21 protein-coding genes are annotated in these 26,892 nt (G+C 73.8%); 9 read left to right on the top strand and 12 right to left on the bottom strand.

Annotated elements, in window-relative coordinates; all coding sequences use genetic code 11:
• Positions 1–11 precede the first annotated feature (11 nt).
• Together ACH4SL_RS03380 and ACH4SL_RS03385 are read right to left on the bottom strand one after the other, a co-directional pair.
• Positions 12–914, bottom strand: coding sequence for a trypsin-like serine peptidase (locus ACH4SL_RS03380; RefSeq protein WP_398441659.1), 903 nt, complete (start codon positions 912–914; stop codon positions 12–14).
• A gap of 30 nt (positions 915–944) precedes the next feature.
• Positions 945–1,592 (bottom strand): TetR/AcrR family transcriptional regulator, encoded by a 648-nt coding sequence (locus tag ACH4SL_RS03385; RefSeq protein ID WP_398441660.1) that lies wholly within the window; start codon positions 1,590–1,592, stop codon positions 945–947.
• Positions 1,593–1,893: 301 nt separating this feature from the next.
• On the opposite strand from ACH4SL_RS03385, the gene ACH4SL_RS03390 reads away from it, so the two are divergent.
• A complete protein-coding gene (locus ACH4SL_RS03390) occupies positions 1,894–2,688 on the top strand; it encodes a VOC family protein (protein ID WP_398441661.1) in 795 nt (264 codons plus the stop codon).
• 240 nt (positions 2,689–2,928) lie between these two features.
• Complete coding sequence (locus ACH4SL_RS03395; protein WP_398441662.1) at positions 2,929–5,310, top strand: PQQ-binding-like beta-propeller repeat protein; 2,382 nt, start codon at positions 2,929–2,931, stop codon at positions 5,308–5,310.
• 701 nt (positions 5,311–6,011) lie between these two features.
• Here the strand turns inward: ACH4SL_RS03395 and ACH4SL_RS03400 are convergent.
• Both ACH4SL_RS03400 and ACH4SL_RS03405 read right to left on the bottom strand, forming a co-directional pair.
• Positions 6,012–6,176: a hypothetical protein gene (locus tag ACH4SL_RS03400; RefSeq protein ID WP_398441664.1), complete on the bottom strand. Its 165-nt coding sequence runs from the start codon at positions 6,174–6,176 to the stop codon at positions 6,012–6,014.
• Between the two features lie 205 nt (positions 6,177–6,381).
• Positions 6,382–9,396: a BTAD domain-containing putative transcriptional regulator gene (locus ACH4SL_RS03405; protein ID WP_398441665.1), complete on the bottom strand. Its 3,015-nt coding sequence runs from the start codon at positions 9,394–9,396 to the stop codon at positions 6,382–6,384.
• Between the two features lie 518 nt (positions 9,397–9,914).
• Here ACH4SL_RS03405 and ACH4SL_RS03410 point away from each other — a divergent pair.
• Positions 9,915–10,835 carry an AMP-binding protein gene (locus tag ACH4SL_RS03410; RefSeq protein WP_398441666.1) on the top strand — a complete coding sequence of 307 codons (921 nt, stop codon included), beginning with the start codon at positions 9,915–9,917 and terminating at the stop codon, positions 10,833–10,835.
• Positions 10,836–11,079: 244 nt separating this feature from the next.
• Here the strand turns inward: ACH4SL_RS03410 and ACH4SL_RS03415 are convergent, their stop codons facing one another.
• Positions 11,080–11,835 (bottom strand): class I SAM-dependent methyltransferase, encoded by a 756-nt coding sequence (locus ACH4SL_RS03415; RefSeq protein ID WP_398441667.1) that lies wholly within the window; start codon positions 11,833–11,835, stop codon positions 11,080–11,082.
• 128 nt (positions 11,836–11,963) lie between these two features.
• Here ACH4SL_RS03415 and ACH4SL_RS03420 point away from each other — a divergent pair, with 128 nt between their 5' ends.
• Positions 11,964–12,497 (top strand): pyridoxamine 5'-phosphate oxidase family protein, encoded by a 534-nt coding sequence (locus ACH4SL_RS03420; RefSeq protein WP_398441668.1) that lies wholly within the window; start codon positions 11,964–11,966, stop codon positions 12,495–12,497.
• A gap of 100 nt (positions 12,498–12,597) precedes the next feature.
• Positions 12,598–13,146, top strand: a complete 549-nt coding sequence (locus ACH4SL_RS03425; RefSeq protein WP_398441669.1) for a GNAT family N-acetyltransferase — start codon at positions 12,598–12,600, stop codon at positions 13,144–13,146.
• 52 nt (positions 13,147–13,198) lie between these two features.
• Here the strand turns inward: ACH4SL_RS03425 and ACH4SL_RS03430 are convergent, their stop codons facing one another.
• The 6 genes from ACH4SL_RS03430 to ACH4SL_RS03455 form a co-directional block, all read right to left on the bottom strand.
• Positions 13,199–14,707, bottom strand: a complete 1,509-nt coding sequence (locus ACH4SL_RS03430) for a CehA/McbA family metallohydrolase (protein ID WP_398441670.1) — start codon at positions 14,705–14,707, stop codon at positions 13,199–13,201.
• Positions 14,708–14,787: 80 nt separating this feature from the next.
• Positions 14,788–15,000 carry a DUF397 domain-containing protein gene (locus ACH4SL_RS03435; protein ID WP_398441671.1) on the bottom strand — a complete coding sequence of 71 codons (213 nt, stop codon included), beginning with the start codon at positions 14,998–15,000 and terminating at the stop codon, positions 14,788–14,790.
• 18 nt (positions 15,001–15,018) lie between these two features.
• The gene (locus ACH4SL_RS03440) at positions 15,019–15,858 is read right to left on the bottom strand and encodes a helix-turn-helix domain-containing protein (RefSeq protein WP_398441672.1); all 840 of its coding nucleotides are present in this window, start codon (positions 15,856–15,858) and stop codon (positions 15,019–15,021) included.
• A 564-nt stretch (positions 15,859–16,422) separates the two neighbouring features.
• Positions 16,423–17,508, bottom strand: coding sequence for a WxL protein peptidoglycan domain-containing protein (locus ACH4SL_RS03445; RefSeq protein WP_398441673.1), 1,086 nt, complete (start codon positions 17,506–17,508; stop codon positions 16,423–16,425).
• Positions 17,509–17,624: 116 nt separating this feature from the next.
• Positions 17,625–19,601 carry a fibronectin type III domain-containing protein gene (locus ACH4SL_RS03450; RefSeq protein WP_398441674.1) on the bottom strand — a complete coding sequence of 659 codons (1,977 nt, stop codon included), beginning with the start codon at positions 19,599–19,601 and terminating at the stop codon, positions 17,625–17,627.
• 136 nt (positions 19,602–19,737) lie between these two features.
• Positions 19,738–20,943 (bottom strand): HupE/UreJ family protein, encoded by a 1,206-nt coding sequence (locus tag ACH4SL_RS03455; RefSeq protein WP_398441675.1) that lies wholly within the window; start codon positions 20,941–20,943, stop codon positions 19,738–19,740.
• 182 nt (positions 20,944–21,125) lie between these two features.
• On the opposite strand from ACH4SL_RS03455, the gene ACH4SL_RS03460 reads away from it, so the two are divergent.
• The 3 genes from ACH4SL_RS03460 (at position 21,126) to ACH4SL_RS03470 (ending at position 23,049) form a co-directional block, all read left to right on the top strand.
• Positions 21,126–21,821, top strand: a complete 696-nt coding sequence (locus ACH4SL_RS03460) for a hypothetical protein (protein WP_398441676.1) — start codon at positions 21,126–21,128, stop codon at positions 21,819–21,821.
• A gap of 100 nt (positions 21,822–21,921) precedes the next feature.
• Entirely contained in the window at positions 21,922–22,356 is a 435-nt protein-coding gene (locus ACH4SL_RS03465) for a VOC family protein (RefSeq protein WP_398441678.1), read from the top strand.
• Between the two features lie 60 nt (positions 22,357–22,416).
• The gene (locus ACH4SL_RS03470) at positions 22,417–23,049 is read left to right on the top strand and encodes a hypothetical protein (RefSeq protein ID WP_398441679.1); all 633 of its coding nucleotides are present in this window, start codon (positions 22,417–22,419) and stop codon (positions 23,047–23,049) included.
• 20 nt (positions 23,050–23,069) lie between these two features.
• Here the strand turns inward: ACH4SL_RS03470 and ACH4SL_RS03475 are convergent, their stop codons facing one another.
• Positions 23,070–23,816: a TMEM175 family protein gene (locus ACH4SL_RS03475; RefSeq protein WP_398441680.1), complete on the bottom strand. Its 747-nt coding sequence runs from the start codon at positions 23,814–23,816 to the stop codon at positions 23,070–23,072.
• 411 nt (positions 23,817–24,227) lie between these two features.
• On the opposite strand from ACH4SL_RS03475, the gene ACH4SL_RS03480 reads away from it, so the two are divergent.
• Positions 24,228–26,825: a bifunctional FO biosynthesis protein CofGH gene (locus tag ACH4SL_RS03480; protein WP_398441681.1), complete on the top strand. Its 2,598-nt coding sequence runs from the start codon at positions 24,228–24,230 to the stop codon at positions 26,823–26,825.
• The last annotated feature ends 67 nt before the right edge of the window (positions 26,826–26,892 follow it).

Raw genomic sequence — 26,892 nt, forward strand, 5'->3', positions numbered from 1 at the left:
TATCAGCCGCGTCAGGAGCGGGCGGCCCTGCGGTAGAGGGAGAGGACGGCGTCGCCGAAGAAGGGGCTGTAGGAGATGCGGTCGTTGGGGCCGCCGCCGTCCAGCCCGCCGATCAGGCCGACCACGCTGCCCGTCCCGGTGCGGGGGTCGAACCCCAGCAGCCACGGGCCGCCGGAGGTGCCGCCCGCGAAGCCGTCGCAGTCGACGCGCAGTTGCCGCCGCCGGTCCAGGCGCTCGGTGCGGGTCGTGCAGATCACCGGCAGGTCGTGCGGGTCGCCCGCGCGGCTCGGATAGCCGACGACGGTGACGCGGGTGCGGTAGCCGGGGGTGCGGGCCAGCCGGTCGGCGCCGGTGACGTCCTCGATGCGCTGCCCCCGCGGCCCGGCCAGTACGCGGGCGAAGGCGACGTCGTGGTCGGAGGCCGCGTCGTCGTCCGGCTTCCAGCGCGGGTCGGTGAAGACCTCGTCGACCGCCCAGATCCCGTACGGCTGCCGGGCCGCGCCCGCGCGGTAGTCGGGGACGAAGCCGATGTCCGCGCCCGGCCGGCAGTGCGCCGCGGTGAGGATGAGGTCGCGGCCGGGGCTGTGCACGACGCTCGCCGTGCAGCGGTGCGCCGTCAGGTCGTGGCCGACCGAGAAGAGGACGCCAACGGTCGGCAGCCCCGCGAAGTAGACGGCGGCGTCCACGGCTTCGCCCGCCGCGGGACCCGCGGCGGCGCGGGCGGCGGGCGGCAGCCGCTCCCGGCCGGCCGCCGGCATCGAGTCGGCCATCCGCTCGGGCGTCCAGAAGCGCACGGCGGCCTGCGCCGTCCACGGCCGCCCCGGCGTGGCGGCGGCGTGCCGCACCGGCCACAGCAGGGCCACCACGCACAGCAGCGCGGCGGACGCGAGTGCCGGCAGCGTGCGGTGCCGCATCGATGCCGCGACCCGCCGGATCCGCCCGGCCTACTTGGGCGGTTTCTTGCCGGTCACTCCGAGGTGGACCAGCAGCGCCAGGTTCGGCTTGAGGTCGGCCTGCTTGACGCCCGTGCCCGTGAAGCCCTTCTGGTGGGCGGCGACCCCGGCGAGCATGGTGACCAGCGAGCCGGCGATGGCGGGCGCGCTCACGTCCTTGTCGACGCGGCCCTTGCCCTGGAGCTCCTTGATGGAGTCGGTGAGCGAGCCGGTCACCGAGTTGAGGACCTTGGTGCGGATTTTGGAGAAACGTTTATCCCCTTCCGCCGCCCCGAGATCGATGACCCTGAGGATCGCGTCGTTCTTCCGCCAGAAGGCCAGGAAGCCGTCAACCAGCTCGTCGGCCGCCTGCGCGCCCGACTTGCCGACCCACGAGCGGCCCGCGACCAGGTCGGTCAGGCCCGCGCCTTCCTTCGCCATCTCGTCGGCGAGCTCCAGGACGGCGCCCTCGACGTCGGGGAAGTACTGGTAGAAGGTGGCCGGTGACGTTCCGGCCATCCGTGCGACGTCGATCACCTTGACGTCCCGGTACGGCGACGTGCTGAGCATCTCGCTCAGGCAGTCGAGCAGCTTCTGCCGCGTCGCCTGCCCTCGGCGACCCGCGACACGTCCGTCGACGGTGCGAACTTGTCCTGTCATGCCGTCAGTTTACCGGCGCGTGGTCCGCGCGCGATCTGGCGGCGTGCAAATGGGGAGGGGGAGTCTGGTGGTACGGAAGACGCAGGTCAATGGCGGTTTCGGCGGACTAAGCGGAACGCGCCCGGGGCTGCTGGAGACGCTTCCGGCGTACCTTTTTGCACCGGTTTGAGGTGACTGGGCCGACGAGTCGGAAAGAATTGACCATATGTTCGAATTGTGCCGCGTTCGTGTGGGCAAGATCACTGATGTCGGGCGGGGATGCCGACGGGACGGCAGGAACGGAAGGAAAGGGGAAGGGACGATGTCCGCATTCGAGGAGGGCGCGCCCTGCTGGGCCGATGTCGCGCTGCCCGATCTCGCGGCCGGGAGGCGCTTCTACGGGGAGCTGTTCGGCTGGGAGTTCGAGGACCAGGGGGCGGATTTCGGCCATTACACGCTCGCCCTGCGGGAGGGGAAGGCCGCGGCCGGGCTGATGCCCGCGCCCGATCCGGCCGCGCCCACCGGGTGGACGGTGTATCTCGCCTCGCCGGACGCGAAGGCGGCCGCCGCCCGCGTCGCGGAGGCCGGCGGGCACCTCCTCTTCGGGCCCGACAGCGCGGGGGAGTCCGGGGTGATGGCGGGCGCCGCGGATCCGGCGGGCGCCCTCTTCGGCGTGTGGCAGGCCGGCGGCCTCCAGGGCTTCGGCGTCACCGAGGCGCCCGGCTCCTTCTGCTGGGCCGAGACGTGGACGCGCGAGCCGGCCGCCGTCGACCGCTTCTACGAGGCTGTCTTCGGCTACCGGGCGGAGCAGGTCGGCGACGGGCAGCACTTCGACTACACGGTGTGGTCGCTGCCGTCCGACCCGGCGCGGAAGTTCGGCGGTCGGCTGGCCCTCGGCGCGGACACGCCCGGCGAGGTGCCCGAGGGCTTCCGGGTCTACTTCGCGGTGGCGGACTGCGACGCGGCGGTGGCGGCCGTACGAGGGCTCGGGGGCACGGTGCCGGGGGAGCCGCAGGATTCGCCCCAGGGCCGGGTCGCCTTCGTCACGGACGACCGGGGGATCCCCTTCGCGGTCATCGACCGGGAGCGCAAGGTCGGCTCCATAGCGGGGAGTTGACGGACTCCGGGCGCGCCGCGGTGTGTTGCGGTGCACGCGGCGCCCCGGGAGGGGGATGATAACGAGTTCGCTCCGCGAGCGTGTCGTGGCGGCCCCGGGTTCGCAACGGACGCCCTTCCCAGGAAGAATCAGGTCCGTACCCTGGCGTGGGCGCGGGGGAACGGGCCGCGGAGGGCGAGGACGTACGAACGCGGAGCACGGCCGCAACAACGCGGGTACGGGGAGGTGGCAAGGGCAGTGATGGAGCAGCTGACGCAGCACGACCCGAGACGGATCGGCCCTTTCGAGGTGCTCGGACGGCTCGGCGCCGGCGGCATGGGGCTGGTCTATCTCGCCCGCTCGGCCTCCGGCCGCCGGGTGGCGATCAAGACCGTACGCGCCGAGCTGGCCGAGGACCAGCTCTTCCGGGTCCGCTTCACACGCGAGGTCGAGGCCGCCCGGGCCGTCTCCGGCTTCTACACCGCGGCCGTGGTCGACGCCGACCCGCGCGCGGCCGTGCCGTGGCTCGCCACCGCGTACGTGCCCGCGCCGTCGCTGGAGGAGATCGTCAACGAGGCCGGGCCGATGCCCGCCCAGGCGGTGCGCTGGCTCGCCGCCGGGATCGCCGAGGCCCTGCAGTCGATCCACGCCGCCGGCCTGGTGCACCGCGACATGAAGCCGTCCAACGTGCTGGTGGTCGAGGACGGCCCGCGGGTCATCGACTTCGGTATCGCCTCCGGGGTGTCCAACACCCGGCTGACGATGACCAACGTCGCCGTCGGCACCCCCGCCTACATGTCGCCCGAGCAGGCCCGCGACTCCCGCAGCGTGCGCGGCGCGAGCGACATCTTCTCGCTCGGCTCCACGCTCGTCTTCGCCGCCACCGGGCACGCCCCCTTCCACGGCGCCAACCCGGTCGAGACCGTCTTCATGCTGCTGCGCGAGGGCCCCGACCTGACCGGGCTGCCGGACGAGCTGCGGCCGCTCATCGAGTCCTGCATGCGGATGGAGGCCGAGGCGCGGCCGACACCGGCCGACCTCCAGGCCCAGCTGGCCCCGCACCTGTTCTCGACCGGCAACGACGACAACACGGGCACGGCCTCCGCGTGGCTGCCGGCCGGCGCGGTCGCGCTGATAGAACAGCGCCGCCTCGGCGGTCACCCGGGGAACGGCGGGCGGCCGCAGCAGCCCCCGCGCCCCGCCCAGGTCTCCGGGCCGCAGGTGCCGGTCGACCACGGCCTGCCGCCGCGCCCGCCGCAGCCGCCACCGGTGCCCGCGCAGGCCGAGGAGCACCACGGGCGGCACAGCCGGGACCGCCCCGCCGAGCCGGTGCAGCTCGCCGGGTCGGCGCCGATCGGCCCCGGGATGCGCGTCGCGGACGCCGCCGGGCGCAAGGCGGCGACCGGGGCCGCGCCCGGTACGGAGTGGGTGCGGCGCAGGGCCGGCGCCCACCGGGTGGGCGACCCGGCGACCGTGCCCGCGCCCCAGGGGCAGACCGCGGCGGCCGCGCCCGCGGAGTGGCGCCCGTGGCGCTTCCGCATGTCGAACGACGTGTGGGGCACCCCGGTGGTGTCCGAGGGGCTGCTGTACGTCACGTCGTTCGAGGTGCACGCGCTGGACGTGGCCACCGGACGGCGGGAGTTCAAGACCAGGGACGTCGCCTGGACGATGGCCGTGGAAGGCGGGCGCATCCACGCCTCGGACGGCCCGAGCCTCTTCGCGCTGGACGCGAAGGACGGCTCCGACCGCTGGCGCGCGTCCGTCGACGGCTGGGTCTACACGGTGCGCGCCGACGCCGGGACGCTGGTGACGGGCACGCGCGGCGGCGGGGTCCAGGCGTGGGACGCCGCGCGCGGCATCCTGCGGTGGGAGCGCGGCGGGGCGCAGACGGAGTCCGAGACGCCCGAATCGGGCCCGGTGGTCTCCGGCCGGGCGGTCCTCTACCGGGGCGGCGGGCAGCTGCACGCGGTGGACGCGCTGACCGGCGCCGGGATGTGGTCCTGCCCCGTCGAGCGGCCGGGCCAGGGCGGTGCGGTGCCGACCCGGCCGGTGGTCGCCGACGGGACGGTCTTCCTGACCGCGGGCACCCGGGTGCTGGCCCTGGATGCCCGCAGCGGCGCCGAGCGCTGGCATGTCGACGCGCCGGCCGTGATACTCGCGCCGCCCGCGTACGTACCGGGCCCCGGTGCGTCGGGCGGGGGCGTCTACGTCGTCGACCACCTGGGCACGGTGTACGCGCTCGACCCGGCGGACGGGCGGCAGCGCTGGCGGGTGGCCACCGAGCCGCGGCAGTCGGTGGAGCCGGTCGTGGTGGCCGCGGGCGCGGTGCACCTGGGCGCGGGCAGCGCGCTCTACACGCTGGAGGCGGCCGGCGGCACCCCGCGGTGGCGGTTCGCCGCGCAGGGCGACATCGTCGGCTCGCCCGCGGTGGCCGACGGCCGGGTGCACTTCGGCTCCACCGACCACTGCCTCTACACGGTGGACGCACAGGGCGGCCAGCTGCGCTGGCGGCTGGAGACCGGCGGCGAGATCACCGGCTCCCCGGTGAGCGCGGACGGTGTCGTCTACGCCAGCTCGCGCGACCGCTGCGTCTACGCGCTGGACGCGGCGAAGGGTACGGGGGCGGCGGCCCGCCGCTCCTGAAGGCCCCGGATCCTCCCCGGGGCTGCTCCGGATCGGCCCCCGACGCTCCTGCCGTGAGCCGGAACGCGCACGGGCGCCCGGCAGCGCGAGCCGCGCCGCGAAGGCCGTCGGGAGGAAGAGGGAGCCGAGCAGGGCCACGTCATCCGCTGTGGCACCGGCCCCGCTGAAGAGGCCGTCCACCCGGATCCGGGACCCGAGGCGCTCGCCGTACCGGGATACGGAAGGGGCTCCGGACGGCGAGCACCGCTCCGATGAGCGCGAGAAGCGAGCCGGAGATGTTGCGGGGCATCCGGCGGCGCCGCTTCTTCCGCGTGCTCAGCCCCCTCGCGCCCGAGGTTACGCCGCACAGCGCGCGGGCGCCACGTGAGCCGCGACCGCCACGCGAGACGCAGCCAACCCCCTGGGCCTCACCCGCCCCACGCCGTCCCGCGTATCTGGTCGCGGCACGCAGAAACGGGCAGACCGGCCGCAGCGTCCCCTCCGCGCTGTGGCCGGTCTGCCCCCTACGCCCGGGGCGTAGCATCCGCGGTCCCCTGAACCGTGGACGCTTCCCCCTCCCGGGCGTTCCCCCCCGTGGCTTTCCCCGTGGTCCTGCTGTTCCCCCTGATGTCCCTCGGGCTCCCCAGCCCTCGGGCTTCCCCCCTGGGAGATCCCCCGATCTCCCGTCCCCTCCGGGCACCGCCGTGCCCGGACGGAAGGTCTCAGGCCTTGGTGCCCTCGGCGTGGACGTTGTTCGGCTTGACCGTGCCCGTGCCGTCGCCGACGGTCGGGGCGGCGGACTTCTCCGGCGCGCCGTCGGTGTAGAAGTGGTCGGGCTCGGCGGTGACGTCGTCGGTCACCGGGGTCTTCGGCTGCTCAGCGCTCATGGTGCTCTCCTGTGTGTGTCCTGCTTGGGGACTACTGACGTGACGCCCGCCCGGCAGCGACCCCCGTACACCGCCGGACGGGCAGCTCGTGCAGTGATGGAATCCTGGCAGCCGCCGATAATCAACTGATAAACGCCGCCAGTTGGGTGACGCGGGAGTCCCTTCGACGTCCCCGGAAGCCCCGGCCCCGCCCCGTACCGCGGCCTCAGACCGCCGCGGCCGACCCCGCCGCGGCGCCCGGCTCCTCCGCGGTGCCGGCCCCCGGCCCGGAACCGGCCGCGGGGCCGGAAGCGCTGCCCGCCCCCGTCTCCCCGTCCAGCAGCCGCCGCACCTGCGCCGCCTCCGGCGAGCCGAGGGCGGTGTACGTGGCGAGGGCGTCGTGCCAGCACGCGTGCGCGCGTACCGGCTGGCCCATCCCCGCGAGCGCCTGGCCCAGCACGGTGAGGGAGTTGGCCGTACGCCACTCGCCGCCGATGTCGCGCATGATGACCAGCGACTGCTCGACGTGCGACGCCGACTGCCGGTAGCTGCCGGCGGCCAGGTGCAGCCGGCCCAGCCGGTAGAGGGTCAGCCCCTCCCACAGCCGCTGCCGCACCGAGCGGAAGATGCCGAGCGCCTCCGTCAGGCAGCCGAGCGCGCGGTCGTACGCACCGGTCGAGGTGAGCGTGACGCCCGTCGAGTACAGCCCGTTGCCGAGCCGGAAGCCGGCGCCCAGCTCGCGGTAGATGGCCACCACGCGGTCGGCGGCGGCCAGCGCGGAATCCGCGTCGCCCAGCTCGAGCTGGGCGCGCGCGAGGTTGCTGAGCGCGGCGGCCTCGCCGTGCCGGTTGCCGTCCGCCCGGAAGGCTTCGAGCGCGCTCGTCAGGTAGTCGGCGCTCTCGGCGAAGCGCAGGTCGCGCAGGGCGAGGATGCCGCGCAGGTTGGGCGCGTAGCTGCACGCCACCGGGTCGTCGGCGGACAGCCCGAGGATGAGGGAGCGCTTGGACTCCTCCTCCGCCTCCTCGAAGCGGCCCGACACGTTCAGCAGCAGCCCCAGCCAGAACCGTCCGCGCCCTTCGACCAGGGTCTCGCCGGTGTCCTGGGCGGAGTTGACCAGCGCGCGGGCCGCCTGCTCGTACTGCCGGGCGTAGACGCCCGACTCCACCAGCTCCTGCGCGGCCAGCAGCACGTCCGCCGCGCGCCGCAGGAAGTCGGCGCAGCCGCCCTCCGCGGCCTGCTGCACGGCGGCCAGCAGCCCCTGGGCCTCGGTGAAGAGCCAGTCCAGCGACTCCTCGCGGGCGGTGAACGCGAGGCCGGGGTGGCGCGTCGGAGCGAGGTGGTCCAGGACGCGGTCGCCCGGGTTCTCCAGCGCGTAGGCGGAGGCGGAGGAGCAGAGGTAGAAGTCCAGCAGCCGGGAGAGCGCCGCGCAGCGCTCCTCCTGGCTCTCGTCGGATTCGGCGCGTTCACGGGCGTAGAGCCGCAGCAGGTCGTGGAAGCGGTAGCGGGCGGGTGCGGCGGATTCGATGAGGCTGATGTCGACGAGTGCTTCGAGGAGTTCCTCGGCCTGGTAGCGGTCCAGGTCGAGGACGGCGGCCGCGGCGTCCAGCGAGATGTCGGGGCCCTCGGGCAGCGACAGCAGCCGGAAGGCGCGGGCCTGGGCGGCGGAGAGGTGGTCGTAGCCGAGGTCGAAGGTGGCCTTGACGGCGAGGTCGCCGGCCCGCAGCTCGTCCAGCCGTCGCCGGTGGTCGGCGAGTTTGGCGGCGAGTACCGACACCGTCCAGGTGCGGCGGGCGGCCAGGCGGGCGGCGGCGATGCGGATCGCCAGCGGCAGGAAGCCGCACGCGGCGACGACGTCGAGGCTGGCCTGCCGCTCGCTGCCGGCCCGCTCCTCGCCGACGATACGGGTGAAGAGCAGCAGCGACTCCTCGGGCGACATCACGTCGAGGTCGACCAGATGCGCGCCCTCCAGATCGACCATCCGCACCCGGCTGGTGACGAGCGCGGCGCAGCCCGGGGTGCCGGGCAGCAACTGCCGGATCTGCGCGGCGTCGTAGGCGTTGTCGAGCAGTGCCAGGACGCGGCGGCCGGAGAGCGTGGAGCGGTAGAGGGCGGCGCGGTCGGCGAGCGAGTCGGGGATCGCCCCGTCGGGCAGGCCCAGCGAGCGCAGGAACGAGCCGAGCACCGCCTCGGGTTCCGACGGCGCCGCGCTGGTGCCCTGGAGGTCGACGTAGAGCTGGCCGTCGGGGAAGTTCTCCCGGGCGTCGTGCGCGACCTGGACGGCCAGCGTCGTCTTGCCGACGCCGCCGATGCCCGCGACCGCCGACACCGCCATCACGCCGCCGTCCGTGGAGGCGCCGGCCAGTTGCGCGCCCAGCTCCCGCACGAAGGCGCTGCGGCCGGTGAAGTCCGGGACCGTGGCGGGCAGTTGCGCGGGCCGCAGGATCTCCGGGGCGCCGGGTCCCGACGTGCCCTGCGGCGGGGCGAGACCGGCGTCGGCCTCCAGGATGCGCTGGTGCAGGTCGGTCAGCTCGGGCGACGGGTCGATGCCCAGCTCGTCGGCGAGCAGCCGGCGGGTGTCCGCGTAGACGCCGAGGGCCTCGGCCTGCCGCCCGCTGCGGTAGAGGGCGAGCATGAGCAGGGCGCGCAGCCGCTCGCGCAGCGGGTGCTCGACGGTGACGGCGGTCAGTTCGGAGACTGCCTCGGCGTGGGCGCCCAGCTCCAGGTCGAGTTCGAGGCGCACCTCGACCAGGCCGAGGTGCCACTCGGCGAGCCGCACCCGCTGCGTCTCGGCGTACGGGCCGGGCAGCCCGGCCAGCGGCTCGCCGCTCCACATGTCCAGCGCGCTGACGAGGAGTTCGCGGGCCTGGGCCGGGTCGGCCTGGCGTATCTTCTCCGCCTCGCCCGCCAACTGCTCGACCATGGTGGCGTCGAGGGCGTCGACCGGGATCCGGATGGCGTAGCCGCCGGAGTCGGTGACCAGCGTCTCCGAACCGAGCGCCTTGCGCAGTCGGAAGGCGTACGAACGCAGCGCGGCCAGCGCGGTGTTGGGCGGTGCGTCGCCCCACAGCGCGTCGAGCAGCTCGGCCGCGGTGGCGGTGCGCCCGCCGCGCAGCAGCAGCACCGCGAGTAGCGCGCGCTGCTGCGGTGCGCCGGTGCTGATCTGCTCGCCGCCGCGCCAGGCGCGCACCGGCCCGAGGACCGCGAACCGCAGGCCGTCGCCCGGTTCGGACCCGCTTCCCATCCATGGCCCCCAAAGCCGCCGCGAGCCGATCGGCCGGGCGGATGCCCCGGGCCGGGTGGCTCTCCCACGCGTATATCAATCATTCATCGCCGGACGGAACAGTTGTCCGCGCCGCTCTCCTAGCGGAGCCGGTGGTTCGGCACCGTCCGTGCCAGTTTGCCGTGTCGGAAGCTCCGGGGTCACCCCATGGGGGTTCCCAACCGGCCGGGCGGCGCAAGTTGTGCCGAATATGGGATTCCGTCTGTGCGAATGCGGAGGCTGTGGTGTGTGGGGATGGTTCGTACCGTGGGGCTTTCCGCGCCGAGACGGGTAGTTGAGCCGCAATGTGTGCGAAGTGTGCGGAGCGTGCGAGAGGTTCGTACGGGACGGAATCGGACACCGGAACGGCCGGCGGCGTCCTCCACTTCCCCTTCCGCGGGGCCGGCGCGTACGAGCCCGGGGTGTCCGGCGGACACGGGTCCGCGGGTCCTGTCCATGGTGAGTACGGAGCCGAAGGCCGCGCGCCCGGTGGGTACGCGGTGGGGCGCCGGGTCTCGGGGGAGTACGTGCCCGGCGCCGCCGCACCCGGCGGCCACGCCCCGGGGAGCGGCGCGCCGGACGCCTACCCGGCCTTCGCGGGGCGGGAGAGCACGGCGGTGAGCGGCGGCAGGCACAGCAGACCGCGCCGGACGCGCCAGGGCGGCGGAGGCGGCGGCACGCGCCGCGCCGCGGCCGGGCTCCCCGGCCCGATGCTGCGGCTGCGCGCGGAACGGCACCCCACGCTCGTCCCGTCGCTGCCCTTCGCGGCCCCGCCCGGCGAGCGGTTCGGCGACGGCTCCCGCGGCCTTGTGGCGGGCGGCGCCGGCACCGCCGGGATCAGCTTCGCCGAACTCGACCGCCGCGCACGCTCCGTCGCCGCCCGGCTGGGCGCGACGCTCAGCCCCGGCAGCAAGGTCCTGCTGGTCTACCCCGAGGGCCCGGACCTGGCCGGCGCCTTCTTCGGGTGCCTCTACGCGGGCATGGCCGCGATACCGCTCGTCCTGCCCGGCCCGGGCGCGACCCACGCCGTGCCCCGCGCGGTCGAGCGCTGCGCCCCCGACCTCGTCCTGACCGGCACCGACGGTTGGCACGCCCTGTCCGTCGACCGCACCCGTACCCAGGTCGTCGAGGCCGACGGGGTGCGCGTCGCGGGCGAACCGGTCTGGCGGCTGGCCCAGCAGTGGCGCCCGGTGGGCGTCCTGCGCGGCGCCGCCGCGTACCACCGCTACCACGACGACGGCGCCGCGGGCGGCCGCCTCGAAGCGCCCATGGACCACGGCGACCTCGCCGAGGTCCTCACCGAACTCGCCCAGGCCGTCCGGCTCGGCACGGACGAGGAGAACATCGGCTGGATCGCCGCGGTGCACGGCCTGGAGGAAGCCGTCTGGCGCATCCTCCTCCCGGTCCGCGTCACCACCTGAACCGCCCCCGGGGCACCACTTCGGGGAGGGTGCTCCGGGGGCGCCTGCCGCTCGCCGCGGGGGCGGCCCTGCGGGCTGATGCCGCGCGCGACTTGCGCGTGCCCGCGGGTGTGCCCGTCCGGGGCGGGCAGCGGGTGTCCGGCTCGCAGGCGCGACCTTGCTTCCGGCGCCGCGCGCGACTCGTGCGGCATGGCCGTTCGGCTCGCACGCGGCGGATTCGCGTACGGGAGCCGGGCGGGGCGGCTCAGGAGCGCAGGGCCACGAAGACGAACTCCTTGCCCGGCCGGTCTGGCGCGGCCCGGACCTCCTGGACGGTGAAGCCGTGCGCGGACAGGTCCGACGTCACCTCGTCGCGGCCGCGGAAGCGCAGCGTCGAGTCCGAGGTCAGGACCGCGCCGTCCGCGGCGAAGACGTACGTGCTGCGGAAGGTCACCAGGTCCGAACGGACGGCGACCGGCTCCTGCCACGTTTCGACCTCGCCCGTGCCGGGGATGTGCACGGTCCTGCGGGTCAGCTCCGGTGTCCACTCTTCCCACGCCCGCCGCGCCGGGTCGCGCGTCTCGAAGACCAGCCGCCCGCCGGGCCGCAGCGCCGCGTGCGCGCCGCGCAACGTCCGCGCCCAGGCGTCCGGCGCGACGATGCCCTGCGCGACGTTGCCGGTCATGGTCGCGAGGTCGAAGGCGGGCGCGGGCGCCACGTCCGCCGCGTCGCCGTGGATCCACCGCACCCGCGCCGCGCCCGGCTTGGCCCGCGCCACGTCCAGCGACGCCCCGGCCGGGTCCACGCCCGTGACGTCGATACCGCGCTCGGCGAGCAGCAGTGCGAACACACCCGTCCCGCACCCGATGTCCAGCACCCGGCGGGCGCCGAACTCCTCGGCGAGGCGCAGATAGGCGGTGAGGTCGCCGCGGTCGGCGTCGAGCGCGTCGTAGACGGCGGCGAGGCGCGGATGCGCGTAGCAGGGGTCGCCGGGCTCACGGAAGTCGTAGGGGTCGCCCATCCCGGCGACGTTACGAGCCGGGCCCCGCCCCCGCGAGGGGATTTCGCCGCGACCGATGAATTCCGGCCGCCGCCGGTGTCTGCACCCCCGACGGGGACGGACTCCGCGAGAGGTGAGGGTGAGGCGCGATGGCGGATGTGCAGCCGTACGAGACGGTCAGCCTGGACCGGGTCGGCCATGGGACGGAGGCCTTCGCGTGGGAGCGGGCGCGCCGCCAGCTCGCGAAGCGGCCGGAGCGCGTCGCGGGGGTGTCGTACTTCCTCGGGACGGTCGGCCCCGGCGGCATCCCGCACGTCGCCGGTGTCGGCGCGCTGTGGGACGACGGCGACTTCTACTTCACCAGCGGCCCCGGCACCCGCAAGTCCCGCAACCTCGCGGTGAATCCCGCGTGCACGCTCGCCGTGCGGCTCGCGGACCTGGACGTGACGCTGAGCGGGACGGCCCGCCGGGTGACGGAACCGGCGGTGCTGGAGCGGATCGCCGCCGCGTACGGCGAGCTGGGCTGGCCCGCGCGGGCCGCGGGCGACGCGATCACCGCGCCGTTCAGCGCGCCGAGCGCGGGCCCGGGGCCCTGGCACCTCTACCGCTTCGTCTTCCACACCGCGGTCGGCCTGGGCATCGAGGCCCCCGAGGGCGCGACGCGCTGGCGCTTCGACCGCTGAGCGGCAGCGGCGCCCCCGGCCGTAAACGGCTGGCCGCCCCGCGCGCCGGTGCGGTTGACTGCGGAGCGGATCATGCACACGGCACGCACAAGGGGGCGGCATGGCACCGCAGTTCCGGTACGCAGGACCCGGCGACGCGGAGGCGGTGGCGCGGCTGCACGCCGACAGCTGGCGGCGCCACTACCGCGGGGCGTATTCCGACGCGTATCTCGACGGCGACGTGGTGGCCGACCGGCTCGCCGTCTGGTCCGGCCGCCTCGCCGCGCCGGAGGGGACGCGCACGGTGCTCGCGGAGGATCCGTCGGGCGACTTCCTCGGCTTCGTCCACGTCGTCCTCGACGACGACCCGAAATGGGGCAGCCTCGTCGACAACCTGCACGTCACGGCCGCCCGGCAGCGTACGGGCGTGGGCCGCGCGCTGCTGGCCCGCGCCGCGGCCGAGGCGGTCGCGCACGCGTCCTCCCCGGCCCTGTACCTGTGGGTGCTGGAGCAGAACACGCCCGCGCAGGGCTTCTACGCGGCGATGGGCGCCGCCCACGCCGAGACCCTGCTCGTCGGCCCGCCCGGCGGCGACCCGACGCGGCTGAACGGCACGCCCGCGAAGTACCGGATGGCGTGGCCGGAGGCGGCGGCCTGCGCGGCGGCGTAGCCGGGTACCGCACCCCTCGGTTGCGAAGAGGGGCGCGGCACCCGGCGGGAAGTCACTTGTGCCCGAGCCAGATCGGGTTGGTGATCGCCGCGGCCGGGCCGGGCAGCCCCGCGGGGGTGCCCGCCGGGGCCGGGTGGCGGACCTCGGCGCGGACGTACGCGGCCAGCGACGCGGTGGTCTGCCACGTCACCGTGCCGGACGCGGGCAGCGGCGCCGCGAAGACCTGGCCCTCGTCGGAGACCAGCCGCAGCAGCGCGTCCGCGGGCACGCCCGAGACGGTCAGGCTGACCGTCACCGCGTCCTGCGGCCCGACCGCGAGCCGCTCGCCGATGCCCGCGTGCTGGCCGCGCGGTCCGGACGCGGTGAGGCCGAGCTGCACGTCGGCGTTCTCGGCGATCCAGGAGCGGCCCGCGCGGATGCCGTCCTGGAGCGCCTTGCGGCTCAGGCTCTCGGCCTGCACGACGGTCTGCGGCAGGCCGACGACGTCGGGGTCGCGGTGCGCGTCGGAGTTGCCCATCGCCGGGATCCACCGGCCGTCACCGCGGCGGGCGGCGCCGGTCAGCAGGTTGTCCCAGGTCAGCAGGGAGGCCTCGTCGTCCGACGTCCAGGGCCCGTTCCAGACCTCGATGGCGTCGACGTTGTCGTAGCCGAACTTCCACTGGCTGGCCAGGCTCGTGCCGTACGGGTGCGCGGGCACCACGATGCCGCCCGCGCGGCGGATCTGCCGGGCGAAGCCGTCGAAGGCGTCGTCGCGCGCCCGGTAGCGCCAGTCGACGAACGTGCCGCCGTCCAGGCCGATGGCCAGGTAGTGGCCGTTGCGCGTGGTGACCTCCTCGCCCGTGAGGATGAGCAGGTCGTCACCGGCGAGCGGCCCGAGGTGCGGGTGCGTGGAGCTGGTGTTGTGGTCACTCGAATTGATGAAGTCCAGCTTCGCGGCGCGGGCGAGCGCGGCGAGATCCTCCAGGGTGCGCTTGCCGTCCGAATGCACGGTGTGCAGGTGGCAGTCCCCGCGGTACCAGCCGCGCCCGCGCCCGCCGACCTGCTCCGGCGGGTAGTCCGGCTTCGGGGTACGCCCCTGCGCGCCCGGCGTGAGCGTCACCGTGACCTCGTAGTCCAGCCCCTGCGGCGCGACCGTGTACGGCCCGAGGACCACGTACCACGTCCCCGCCGCCACGGGCCCGGCCAGATACCCGGGCGTCGCCTCCTCCGCGCTGATCGCGAACTCCGTGCGCGCCCCGCCCGACCACCCGCGAAAACCCCGCCCGCCGAGCGCGGTGCCGCGGTTGTCGAAGATCCCGATGTCGCACGCGTTCCCCAGCGTCCCGGCGGGCACGGCGGGCCGGTCGTACGTATAGCTGACCGCGATCTGCCGCACCCCGCGCGGCACCTCGACAGGCAGATACACGAAGTCGGCGACCCCGGTGGGCAGATGCCCGGTGACGGTCCTCGTCAGTTCCCCGTCCCCCGGGGCGTCGGCAGCGGCGAAGTCCACAGGCGCCAGCGTAATCACACCGGCCGCACCCGCCACAGCAGAAAGCTTCAGTACATCGCGTCGGTCCATCCCCCGACCCTCCCCACCCCGGATGACGCCCGGGTGACAAACCCCTTGTCCCCGGTGGTCCGTCCCCCGAACCCCACCACTCACACGGGTGAGCCGAACTCCCCTGCTTTGACGGCGCCGATGAAGGCCGCCCACGCGTGGGGGCTGTAGAAGTGCGTCCCGCCGCCGGGATCCTTGCTGTCCCGCACGGCCCGCCCGCCGTCGGCGGTCCCGGCGACCTCGACGCAGTCGTTCTGTGCGGCGCCGGAGAACGACGACTTCTTGAACGCGGTGACGATGACCTGGCTCTTCATGTGTGGTGCGTGCTCTCTCTAGCCGGTGGCGATGTTCTTCAGCGCGTGGTCGAGGAACGACAACGTCTGGGTCGGGGTGAGCGCGGCCGAGCGCAGCGCTTCGAAGGCTCTCGCGTAGCGGGCCAGATCCTCCGGACCCTCCAGGATCACGGAGCTGCTGAGCGTGTCCAGGGACACGGCCTCCGCGGCAGGCTCGGGACCGAAGCTGAACATGACGAAGTGCTGGCACGCCCGAGCCGCTTGCCACTCGTCCATCGGCAGCACTTGCAGGCTGATGTTCTGCCGCCCGGCCGCGTCCCTGAGATGGCGGAGCTGCGCGCGGTGCGCCTCGACATCGGGCATGGGCGAGGTGAGCGCGGGCTCCCAGATGATCGCCGCGAGTTGCGTCCCGTCCACGTCGATCACGCGCTTGCGTGCCTGCCGGGTCGCGAGAATGTCGTCAGCCTCTGCATCCGAATAGGCCACGAGGCCGGAGTCCAGGAGGAGACGGGTGTATTCGGGGATCTGCAGCAGCCCCGGGACCATGACCGGCTGCCAGCTACGGATGTACGACGCGTCGCTCTCCATGGCGATCAGGTCGGCGTACTCCGGCGTGAGCGACCACGGCTGATCGAGCCACCAGCCACGCTTGTTGGAGTCTCGCGCCAGCTGCTCAAGGCCACTGCGCACCGCTGCGTCCTCGACGCCGTACAGCTCCAGCAGCAGGCGTACGTCGCCGGGGCGGGCGGAGGACTCGCCGGACTCGATCCGGCTGATCTTGGCCTTGGAGCCCGCGATGTACTCGCCTGCTTGGGCCTGGTCGAGGCGGGCGGCCTCGCGGTAGCGCCTCAGCGTCGCGCCAAGCCGCCTGCTGCGCACGGTTGGGCGTCCACCCGGGGGCATGTGCGTCTCCTCCACTCGGTGCGGTCAGTGTGCCCGACTTGCGAGTTGCCCTGCCACTGAGGTGTGCACGGCGTAACTTGCAACTTCTCAACCTGAGTGGGTTGCGTAATGAGTTGAGTACGCTCTACCGTGATTCTCGTCACGCCACGTTCTCACCTCCGGGCGGGGAGTGACCTCATGTCCCAACACTCCGCACCCCGTAGGGGGACGCATGTCAGGACGCACGCACATCCAGAGATTCCGCCTCCGGCGGAGTTCCGTCCCCGCCGCCCGCAAACACGTCGAGGCGATGCTCATCGCCTGGAAGCTGGGCCTCGCCGTCGAGCCCGCGACACTTGTCGTCAGCGAGTTGGCCACCAACGCGGTCAACCACGCCAAGGGCTTCGGCGACTACTTCGAGCTGGGGTTACGGCGTCGCGCGGGGCCGGGGCCTGCTCATCGTCGAGGCGCTGGCCGACGGGTGGGGGGTGCGGCCCCGGTCGCCCGGGAAGACGGTGTGGGCGCACATTCCCCTCCGGGGCGGGAAGTAAGCCCCCGTCGTCAGGACGCGTCAGCGGCGGACTCGTGCTCCCGCAGCGTGCGCTCGACGGCCTCCGCCACCCGGGCGTCCTCGCGGCGGCGGGCGCGGGTGCGGGCGCGGCGGAAGAGGAGTACGGCGGCCGTCGCACCCGCGATCAGGAGTACGGCCAGCAGGGTCAGGGTCCAGGGGACGGCCCAGCCGTGGGCGGTGGCCGCGACGGGCTTCAGGGCGGAGGTGGAGCCGGACGCGTCGGTCAGCAGCGGGGTCAGGGTCACGGTCGCGGTCAGGCGGAAGGCGGGGGTCGCGCCGGGGACGGGGACCTTGACCTTCCAGGTCTCGCCGGGGAGCAGGGCGGGCGGCGCGGGGACGCTCTTCGCGTCGGCCGTGAACCAGCCGAAGGGGCCGGAGACGGAGACCGCCTGGCGCGCCGACAGCGTGGCGTTGCCGGTGTTGTGGATCGTGTACGTGACGCTCGCGTCGCCGGTGCCGAACGGGTTCGCGGCGCCGCTGTAAGTGACGTGCAGATTCTCGACCTTGAGCGCGGGCTTCAGCTCGCCGCCGACCCGTAGCGCGATCTTGATGCCGAGGCGGCGGTCGACGGTGATGCCCTGCTCGGCGTCGGGCTGCTTGAGCGAGGTGAGGAGGCCGCCCACGTAGTCGCCGGGCGCGGCACCGGCGGGGACGGCGAGGGCGAAGGGCACGTCGGCGGACTTGCCGGGCGGGACGACGACGCTGTCCTGCGTCGGGCGGGTCCAGGCGCCGACGCCGGTGGACTTCTTGTCCCGGGTGAGCAGGTCGAGCCCGCCGGTGGCGGTGGTGAAGCCGTCGGCGGCGTAGACGGTGAGGGCGAGCGGCTCCGTACCGTGGTTGGCGACGGTCATGGTGTCCTGGACCGTGCCGCCGGGGTTGACGCTGTAGGCGAAGCTGGAGCGGTCGGCGCCGTAGGTGTTGGCCGCCGTCCTGACCGTCCAGCTGACGTCGCTGCCCGCGGCCCGCGCGGGGCCGGAGCCGAGGCCCGCGAGGGTGGCCGCGACGGCGGCGAGCAGCGCCAGGACGACGGTGGCGGCGCGGGTGCGGGCGGGGCGGCCCGTGGGGATGGCGTGCATGCGGGATTCTCCTGGCGCGGGGAGGGCGGGGCGGGCACCCGGGGGCACCCGCCCCACCCGGTGGGGGCGGCCGGTCAGCAGCCGGTCGTCAGCCGGTCAGCGAGGCGCGTGAACGCTCAGCTGCTGAGCGCGGTGATCGTGAGAGTGGCCTGGTAGTTGCCCTTCTCGACGCTGTCCGGGATCTTGAGGCTGAGGTCGGCGCCGAGCTTCGCCGTACCGCGGGCGTGGCCCTGGGCCGCGGAGCCGAGGCCCTGCGGGACCGACAGGCCCTTGCCGTGGTCGGTGTAGCCGGAGACGACGGTGTTGCCGGCCTGCGCGCCCGCGCCCGTCTGCGTCACCCGCGGGGACCAGCCGAGGTAGGAGCCGGAGAAGGACTTGCCGCCGTCGCGGAAGTCGCTGACGGAGGCCGAGACCGACCAGGGCGCGAGCGAGCGGCGGGTGTCCGACACGGAGATCGTGTTGATCCTGCCGTTCGCCTCGAAGTGGTCGCCGCCCTGCTCGACGGCGGTCCCGAGGTCGACCAGGCCGTTGTTGCCGTCGATCGTCCAGCCGAACTCGCCGGGGGCGGGGTTCGGCACGTTGACCTGGATGTCCTGGCCGTCACCGTGGTAGTTGTGCACGGTGAAGTTGTCCACGATCGAGCCGACGGGCTGGGCCTCGCTGGTGTTGTTGCACCAGTTGCCCTTCTCCACGGCCGCGTTCGGGGCGGCGCACGTGCCGCTGCGGACGTTCTGGACCACCAGCTGGTCGTTGCGCACCTGGACCTTGACGTAGGTCCGCACGTGCTCCTGGTTCTGGACCGAGTTGTACCAGTAGCTGTCCGGGTTCAGCGGGTCCGCGCCGTTGCCCGCGCCGCTGGTGCCGCTGCTGTCGGGCTTGGTGATGTCGTAGTACTTCGAGCCCGAGGCGGAGTTGGCCGTCACGTAGACGACGCCGCCGGGGCCCGGGTACAGCTGGGCCTCGCCCGGCTTCTCGTCCGGGTTGGCCTTCTGGCCGTTCTTGATCTCGTAGCTGCGCGAGTAGCTGTGGTCGTGGCCCTGGAGGACCAGGTCCACGCCGAGCTTGGAGAAGGTGGTCGGGAAGTCGACCCGCCGGGCCTTGTTGTCGGAGTCCTTGGCGTGGTCGGCCGGTGAGTAGATCGAGTGGTGGTAGGTCAGCACCTTCCACTTCGCCTCGGAGCCGTGCTTGTTGATGACGTCGGTGACGTAGGCGATGTGCGCCGCGTCACCGCCGCCGCCCTGCGAGGTGGCGTAGCTGTTGCTGTTCAGGTCGATGAACAGCACGTCCTTGTAGATGTACCAGTAGTCGCCACCCGAGGTGTTGGACGCCGGGTTGCCGTTGGAGTAGTAGGCGCCGGAGTTGTCGGTGTTCGGGGTGGCGAAGTGCTGCTCGTAGGCCTTGCCGCCGACGTCGTGGTTGCCGATGGTGGCGGCCCACGGGTACTGGCGCAGCTTGTCGGGGGCCAGGAAGGCGTCCCACTGCGACTCGGTGTTGGCGCTCTCGACCTGGTCGCCGCCGGACACCAGCAGTTCGGCGTTCGGGTTGGCCGCCAGGGCGACGTCGAGGGTGTCCTTCCAGCCCGCGCCGTCCTTGGCGGTGTCACCGGACGAGCCGATCTGCGGGTCGCCGAAGAACAGGAAGTCGTAGTCGCCTTCGAAGTCCTGCGTCGCGAAGGAGTACGCGGCCGACCAGCTGCCCTCGCTGCCGACGCGGTAGGAGTAGGCGGTCTTCTCCTTCAGGCCGGTGATCGTCGCGTGGCGGTTGAAGCCGCCGCTGGTGGCGATGTTGGCCGTGCCGGTCGCGGCGAAGGTCGCGGCACCGGCCGGGAAGACGCCGTTCACGACCGAGGCGGTCGGGGCGACCTGGATCTGCTGCGCGGTGTCGGCCGAGGTGTACCAGCTGACGGTGCGCTGGGTCTCGTCGGCGCCGACGCCGAGGACGACGCCGGTGATCGAGGCGGGATCGGCGGCGGCGGCGGACGACGCGAGGCCGCCGCCCAGCGCCACGGTCAGGCCCAGGAGCACCGCGGTGGAAGCCGTGGCCACCCGGCGTCGCACAGGCGCGGCGGCCTGTGTCGAGGGTCTCGAATTCATCAGTTCTCTGTTCCTTCTGCGTACGGATGTACCGGAAGTGGGGATCGTCAAGCTCTCAGCGGCGGGTAAACCGCTGCTAAACGGAATCTTTGCAATGACTAAACTTTCCCATGGGCAGACAAATACTGATGGGAAATCAGGTCGCGAGAGTCCGCTGCAGGAACCACACGAGCCCCATGACGCACACGCCTGCCGCGATCGCCCCGGTCGTCCACCGCCCCGCGGCGGGTGCGCGGCGGCGCAGCAGCACGAGCACCGGGAAGACGAGGGCGATCAGGCCCAGCTGGACCGCCTCGATGCCGAGGTTGAACACCAGCAGCGACCACAGCAGCGTCCAGGAGAAGGCGCTGTCGATGCCGAGCGCCCCCGCGAAGCCCAGGCCGTGCACCAGCCCGAAGCAGAAGACCACCCCGAGCCTGACCCGTCCCGCGCGGTCCAGGCCGAAGCGCCCGGTGCCCGCCTCCGCCAGCTCGTCCGCGCCGTCGCGGTGCCGCCACAGCCGCCACAGGTGCCAGCCGGCGACCACCGCGATGGACAGCGCGATGACCGGCTCCACGACCGCCGACGGCACGTCCACCAGGCCCAGCGCGGCGAGCAGCAGCGTCACCGAGTGCGCCAGGGTGAAGCTGGTGGCGGCGAGCACCACCTCGCGCAGCCGCCGCGAGCCGGCGATGAGCGCCAGCAGGAAGAGGATGTGGTCGGTGCCGGTGAGCAGGTGCTCGGTGCCCAGCCGGAAGAACTCCCCGAACCGCTCGTACCAGGCCTGGTGGGTGGAGAAGGCCGGGTGCGCGGCGTCCAGCGCGGCGCTGCCGGTGCGGCCGTCCACCGCGTACGTGACGATCGTGCGGGTGCCGGTGACGTACGTCTCCGCGTCGGGGAAGAGCCCGCTGCGCACCTCGTGGTCGGTGCCCTGCTCCGGGCACGTCCAGTCGAGCAGCAGGACCGCGTACGGGACGCCCTGGCGGCGGCCCATCGTGAAGTCGCCGGACTGCTCCGGAGTGCAGGCCCGCCCCTTCGAGGTAACGGAGAAGCGGTCGCGGACGTAGTCCACGGCCGCCTTCCGGTGGGCGTCGAGGGCCGCGGCCTGCGCCCCGGCGTCACCGGCGTCGAAGGCGGCGGTGCCCGCGCGGAAGAGCGCGTCGTCGTGCCCGGCGTCGGCGGCGGAGACCACGTAGAGGTCGTACTCCAGCTCCAGCTTCGTACGCAGTCGGCCGTCGTCGCCGGTGACGTCGGCGTACACCACCGAGCTGAAGCCGTGGGCGGCCGCGGGCTGTGCCAGGCCCAGGAAGGCGGCGACGGCGGCCACTGCGGTGACGACGCCGAGTCGTATTCGGGATGACACTGTTCTCCTTTTGCTGCTCCTTTGCCTGCGAGCGCACCGTGCACGTGCCGGGTGAACGGAACACCCCGCGATGGTGAACGCTGGAAAAACAAGGGCGGGAATGGCCGATCGGGGGTGAATTCGGCGGGGTTCCGCATAGCAGGATGGCGTCGTATCCCCGCCAACTGCTTCGGAGGACGAACGTGTCGCGCTCCCCGTTTCGGGCCGCCAGGGCGGCCGCCGCGCTGGTCGCGGTCACCGCGGCGGCCGCCCTGACGGCCGCCGGATGCGGCGCCGGTGACGACTGGTCGAAGCCCCGTGCCAGGCCGTCCGCCGTCGGCACGCTCGGCGCCGGCTTCGTCGACCGCGCCCACCCGCCCGGCCCGGAGGCCACGGTCACGCCGGCACCCGGTTCCTGGGAGGGCGTCGGCCCGTCGAAGGGCTACCGGGTCGTGCTGCTCACGGCCGGCACCGACCGCCCGACGACGGCCCTGGTCAAGGCGGTCAGGGACTGGGCGGCCGAGAGCGATGTCGCGCTGCGGACGGTGACCGCGGACGACGGGCCCGGTCTGCTGGCCGCCGTCACCGAGGCCATGGACATGCACCCCGACCTGATCGTCAGCGCCGGCAACGACCTGATCGACCCGCTGGCCACCGTGACCCCCAACCACCTGGCCCAGCAATTCCTGGTGGTGGGAGCGGAGTTGGCCGAGCCGACCGCGAACGTCACGGCGGTGGACTGGTCCGGCGCGTCCTTCCGGGGCGAGGGCCTGGGCATGTCCTCGACGTACGACCCGGCCTCCTTCACCCCGGAGCGGTGCGCCGCGTCGGTACGGGCGGGCGTGGCGGCGGTGCTCAACGACCTGACGGGCATCGTGCTGTGGCTGGACGAGGTCTGAGCGGGGCGGGGTCTGAGCGGGGCGGGGTCCGGGCCGGGCGGGGTCCGGGCCGGGCGGAAATGGGGCGGTACGCCCGCGGCCTCGCTGTTAGGGTGCGCCGATGGCAACGATCAGAAAAGTCCAGGTCACCTTCGACTGCGCCGACCCCGAGCGGGTGGCGCGTTTCTGGTGCGAGGTGCTGGGGTATGTGGTGCCGCCCGCGCCCGAGGGGTTCGACAGCTGGGCGGATTACGAGCAGACGCTGCCGCCCGACCGGCAGGGCGCCGGGTTCGCGTGCCAGGACCCCACCGGAGTGGGGCCGCGGCTGTACTTCCAGCGGGTGCCCGAGGGCAAGGTCGTCAAGAACCGGGTGCATCTCGACGTACGCGTCGGCACCGGGCTGGTGGGCGAGGAACGGCTCGCCGCGCTGGAGGCGGAGGCCGTGCGGCTGATCGCGCTCGGCGCCACCCGGCTGGAGCTGCTGGTCGCCGACGAGTACAACGAGTCGTGCCAGCCGATGCAGGACATCGAAGGGAACGAGTTCTGCATCGATTGACGTCCGAGTGAGCGGGGGAGGCGCGCAGGGCCTCCACGCGGACAGGACGGGGCTTCGCCGATGGTGCTCGCACAGCCGTTACCGCCTCAGGGAGCGCATCCGACGGGCCCGTTCCCGGTCGGGGTCGCCGCGGCCCTGCTCGTGGTCGGGGCGCTCGCCGCGGGGCTGAGCGCGCTCGCGTCCGGCGGTGACGGGGCGCCGTCCGGCGGCGACGGGACGAAGGGCGGCGGGCCGCAGCGCGACGGCTCGCTGCGGAGCTGGCTGATCGGGCTCGGTACGACGCTGTGCGTGATGGGCGCCCTCGGGCTGCTCCTGCACGTCGTCCAGACCCGGCACCAGGGCGACGGCCTGCGCAACGCCGGGCAGCACGTCATCGACGACGCGGTGCAGGCAGCCCAGGGCTGCGACACCTCCAGCCCCCCGCCCACCTTCTTCTACCCCGACAGCTCCGAGCCCGGCGGGGGCTACACATGGGCGCCGCCGGCGTGCACCACCTTCCCGCGGGAGGCCGTGCTGACGAGCAACTACGTCCCGGCCGACCAGCCCGGTTACACCGTGGAGCTGAGCAACTCCTTCGCCGGGAACGGGCATGTGACGGTGACCGACGAGCACAGCCGCAAGCAGGTGTGCGCCACCGTCCCGCTGGAGGCGACCGGCAGGGGCTCCGTCACCGACGGGCCCTGCAAGGGCTGAGCGCCGGTCACCCGCGCCGGTTACGTGGAGTGCGCCGCGGCGGCCGCGCGCGGCATGCCCTCGCTCGTCGCGAAGTAGAAGGCGGGCAGCAGGGCGAAACCGACGAGGGCGATCAGCGGGCTCACCAGCCAGCCCAGCGCCCCGGCCAGGCAGTAGACGAGCGCGCCGATGACCGAGCGGACGATGCCCTGGCGGACGTAGCCGGGCTCCACACCCCGCTCCAGGAGCCCGGGACAGCGGTACAGCCGGTGGTAGAGGGCGACCCAGCTCAGGCACAGGCCCGCGGCGATCCCGGCATAGAGCGCGACGGCCGTTTTCGCGTCCGCGCCGGACACGTCCGCCTGCACCGCGTCGGCCAGCACGCCGGTGGGGAAGGCGAGCGAGGCCGTCGTGAACAGGACGAGCAGATTGGCCGCGTGCAGGCCGCGGTTCATCATCCGGACGCGGACGAAGGCCTGGTGGTGGTTGAGCCAGATCACCGCGATGTAGCTGAAGGACGCCACGTAGCCGACATACGCGGGCCATCGGCGGCCGAGCGCGTGCGCCAGGCCGCCCGGCGGGTGCGCCGGCGTGACCAGGCCGATCACCAGGATCGTCGCGGCGATGGAGAAGACGCCGTCGCTGAAGGCCTCGGCCCGCGCCGTCTCGGACCGCTGGAAGCGGGACGGGGAAGCGGGGGACGCGGCGGACGCGCCGGCGGGCGCGGGCGCGCCGGACCGGCCTGAGGGCCCGTCGCCCGGCCCGGACCCGGAGTGGGGCGTGGACACGGCAGTTGCTCCCGCCTTCCCGTTCTTCCCGCGCGCCACGGCCCTCCCCCGGCGCACCAGGACGATCTTCGCGGACCGGACACGTACCGCGGCGCAAGGCGCGTCCCGACGCGCCCCGGCAATTGCGCGGCCGCCCGCCGCGCCCGGGCATACTGCCGAGCCGTTCGCCGCGCCCGGCGTATTGCCGAGCCGTCCGTCACCCCCGGCGTATTGCCGAGCCGTTCGCCCGCGACACGCGCATCGCGCCGCCGCCCACCAACCCCCGCGTACTGCCCAGCCGTCCGCCGCCTCGGCGTATGCGCCGCCTCCGCGGCTATTCCCGCCGTGACCCTCCGGGGCGGGTGAGAATGCCGACAACACCTCCGGGTGACGCGTCCGCCCGTTGTCGGTGGGGCGACCTATGCTCGGGGGATGAGTCCGACGTCGCCCACCGCCAGCGCGCCGCCACCCACCGCGAGCGCGATGCGCCGCGCCCTGCACCGCGCGGAGCAGGGGGTCGCCCTGGACGCCGGGGAGGCCGCCGTACTGCTCCAGGCGCGCGGCGCAGACCTGGAGCGGCTGTCGGCGACGGCCGCCCGCGTCCGGGACGCGGGGCTCGCGGAAGCGGGCCGGCCCGGCGTCGTCACGTACTCCCGCAAGGTGTTCATACCGCTCACACGGCTGTGCCGGGACACCTGCCACTACTGCACCTTCGTCACCGTGCCCGGCAAGCTGCGGCGCGAGGGGCACGGCATGTACCTCTCGCCGGACGAGGTCCTGGACATCGCCCGCCGCGGCGCCGAAATGGGCTGCAAGGAAGCACTGTTCACGCTCGGCGACCGCCCCGAGGAGCGCTGGCCCGAGGCCCGCGAGTGGCTGGACGCGCACGGCTACGACGACACGCTCGCGTACGTCCGCGCCATGGCGATCCGCGTGCTGGAGGAGACCGGCCTGCTGCCGCACCTCAACCCCGGGGTGCTGAGCTGGACGGATCTGCAGCGGCTCAAGCCCGTCGCGCCCTCCATGGGCATGATGCTGGAGACGACCGCGACGCGCCTGTGGTCCGAGCGCGGCGGCCCGCACTTCGGCTCGCCCGACAAGGAACCGGCCGTGCGGCTGCGCGTCCTGGAGGACGCCGGGCGCTCCAACGTGCCCTTCACCACCGGCATCCTCATCGGCATCGGCGAGACGTACGAGGAGCGCGCCGACTCGCTGTTCGCGATCCGCCGCACCGCCCGCCGCTACCACGGCGTGCAGGAGGTCATCGTCCAGAACTTCCGCGCCAAGCCGGACACGGCGATGCGCGGCATGCCGGACGCCGAGCTGGAGGAGCTGGCCGCGGCCATCGCGGTCGCCCGCGTCGTCCTGGGCCCCGCCGCCCGCATCCAGGCCCCGCCGAACCTGGTCGACGGCGAGTACGCCCGCTTCATCGCGGCCGGCATCGACGACTGGGGCGGCGTCTCCCCGCTGACCCCCGACCACGTCAACCCCGAGCGGCCCTGGCCGCACATCGACGACCTCGCCGCCCGCACCCGGGAGGCGGGCTTCGAGCTGCGCGAACGCCTCACCATCTACCCGGAGTTCGTCCGCCGCGGCGAACCCTGGCTCGATCCGCGGCTGCTCCCGCACGTCACCGCGCTCGCCGACCCGCAGACGGGCCTGGCCCGCGAGGACGCCGCCGTCGAGGGCCGCCCCTGGCAGGAGCCGGACGACGCCTTCCCCGCCGCGGGCGGGCGTACCGACCTGCACCGCACCATCGACACCGAGGGCCGCACGAGCGACCGCCGCGACGACTTCGACGAGGTCTACGGCGACTGGGCCGAGCTGCGCGAGCAGGCCGCCCCCGGCCTCGTCCCCGACCGGGTCGACGCCGACGTGCGCGCCGCGCTGTCCACCGCCGCCGACGACCCGACGAAGCTCACCGACGCCCAGGCCCTCGCCCTGCTGCACGCCGAGGGACCGGCCCTGGACGCGCTGTGCCGCATCGCGGACGACCTGCGTCGCGACACCGTCGGCGACGACGTCACGTACGTCGTCACCCGCAACATCAACTTCACCAACGTGTGTTACACCGGCTGCCGCTTCTGCGCCTTCGCGCAGCGCCGCACCGACGCCGACGCCTACACCCTCTCCCTGGACCAGGTCGCCGACCGGGTCGAGCAGGCGTGGCAGGTCGGCGCGACCGAGGTCTGCATGCAGGGCGGCATCCACCCGGATCTGCCCGGCACGGCCTACTTCGACATCGCGCGCGCCGTGAAGGCCCGCGTCCCCGGCATCCATCTGCACGCCTTCTCGCCGATGGAGGTCGTCAACGGCGCGACGCGCACGGGCATGCCGATCCGCGAGTGGCTGACCGCCGCGAAGGAGGCGGGTCTGGACTCCATCCCCGGCACCGCCGCCGAGATCCTCGACGACGAGGTCCGCTGGGTCCTCACCAAGGGCAAACTGCCCACCGCGACCTGGATCGAGGTCGTCAGCACCGCCCACGAGCTGGGCATCCGCTCGTCCTCCACGATGATGTACGGGCACGTGGACCAGCCCCACCACTGGCTCGGCCACCTGCGGCTGCTCGCCGAGATCCAGCAGCGCACGGGCGGCTTCACCGAGTTCGTGACGCTGCCGTTCATCCACACCAACGCGCCCGTCTACCTGGCCGGCATCGCCCGCCCCGGCCCCACCGCCCGCGACAACCGGGCGGTCACCGCGATGGCCCGGCTGCTGCTGCACCCGCACATCACCAACATCCAGACCAGCTGGGTCAAACTCGGTGCGGACGGTGCGGCCGAGATGCTCCGTTCGGGTGCCAACGACCTGGGCGGCACCCTCATGGAGGAGACCATCTCCCGTATGGCGGGCTCCGGTTACGGCTCCTACCGCTCCATCCGCGACCTGACCGCCATCGCCGCGGCGGCCGGGCGCCCCGCCCGGCAGCGCGGCACGCTGTACGGTGAAGTGCCCGCCGAGCGCATCGCGGCCGGAGCCGCCTCCGACGGCCACCTGCCCGAACTGCTGCCCGTGCTGGGCGACTGACGAGGGCGCGCCCCGACGGGCGCCGCCGACCGCCGACGACGCGGCCGCTCCCCGTGCGCGCGGGCCC

It is taken from the genome of Streptomyces sp. NPDC021020 (genome assembly GCF_044333285.1).
Classification (GTDB): Bacteria; Actinomycetota; Actinomycetes; order Streptomycetales; family Streptomycetaceae; genus Actinacidiphila.

Bases quoted from the DNA above. Each gene is read 5' to 3' on its own strand.
- ACH4SL_RS03480 (WP_398441681.1), top strand. From the start codon at position 24,228: ATGAGTCCGACGTCGCCCACCGCCAGCGCGCCGCCACCCACCGCGAGC.
- ACH4SL_RS03390 (WP_398441661.1), top strand. From the start codon at position 1,894: ATGTCCGCATTCGAGGAGGGCGCGCCCTGCTGGGCCGATGTCGCGCTG.
- ACH4SL_RS03430 (WP_398441670.1), bottom strand. From the start codon at position 14,707: ATGGACCGACGCGATGTACTGAAGCTTTCTGCTGTGGCGGGTGCGGCC.
- ACH4SL_RS03385 (WP_398441660.1), bottom strand. From the start codon at position 1,592: ATGACAGGACAAGTTCGCACCGTCGACGGACGTGTCGCGGGTCGCCGA.
- ACH4SL_RS03445 (WP_398441673.1), bottom strand. From the start codon at position 17,508: ATGCACGCCATCCCCACGGGCCGCCCCGCCCGCACCCGCGCCGCCACC.
- ACH4SL_RS03425 (WP_398441669.1), top strand. From the start codon at position 12,598: ATGGCACCGCAGTTCCGGTACGCAGGACCCGGCGACGCGGAGGCGGTG.
- ACH4SL_RS03405 (WP_398441665.1), bottom strand. From the start codon at position 9,396: ATGGGAAGCGGGTCCGAACCGGGCGACGGCCTGCGGTTCGCGGTCCTC.
- ACH4SL_RS03415 (WP_398441667.1), bottom strand. From the start codon at position 11,835: ATGGGCGACCCCTACGACTTCCGTGAGCCCGGCGACCCCTGCTACGCG.
- ACH4SL_RS03400 (WP_398441664.1), bottom strand. From the start codon at position 6,176: ATGAGCGCTGAGCAGCCGAAGACCCCGGTGACCGACGACGTCACCGCC.
- ACH4SL_RS03395 (WP_398441662.1), top strand. From the start codon at position 2,929: ATGGAGCAGCTGACGCAGCACGACCCGAGACGGATCGGCCCTTTCGAG.
- ACH4SL_RS03380 (WP_398441659.1), bottom strand. From the start codon at position 914: ATGCGGCACCGCACGCTGCCGGCACTCGCGTCCGCCGCGCTGCTGTGC.
- ACH4SL_RS03450 (WP_398441674.1), bottom strand. From the start codon at position 19,601: ATGAATTCGAGACCCTCGACACAGGCCGCCGCGCCTGTGCGACGCCGG.
- ACH4SL_RS03420 (WP_398441668.1), top strand. From the start codon at position 11,964: ATGGCGGATGTGCAGCCGTACGAGACGGTCAGCCTGGACCGGGTCGGC.
- ACH4SL_RS03470 (WP_398441679.1), top strand. From the start codon at position 22,417: ATGGTGCTCGCACAGCCGTTACCGCCTCAGGGAGCGCATCCGACGGGC.
- ACH4SL_RS03435 (WP_398441671.1), bottom strand. From the start codon at position 15,000: ATGAAGAGCCAGGTCATCGTCACCGCGTTCAAGAAGTCGTCGTTCTCC.
- ACH4SL_RS03465 (WP_398441678.1), top strand. From the start codon at position 21,922: ATGGCAACGATCAGAAAAGTCCAGGTCACCTTCGACTGCGCCGACCCC.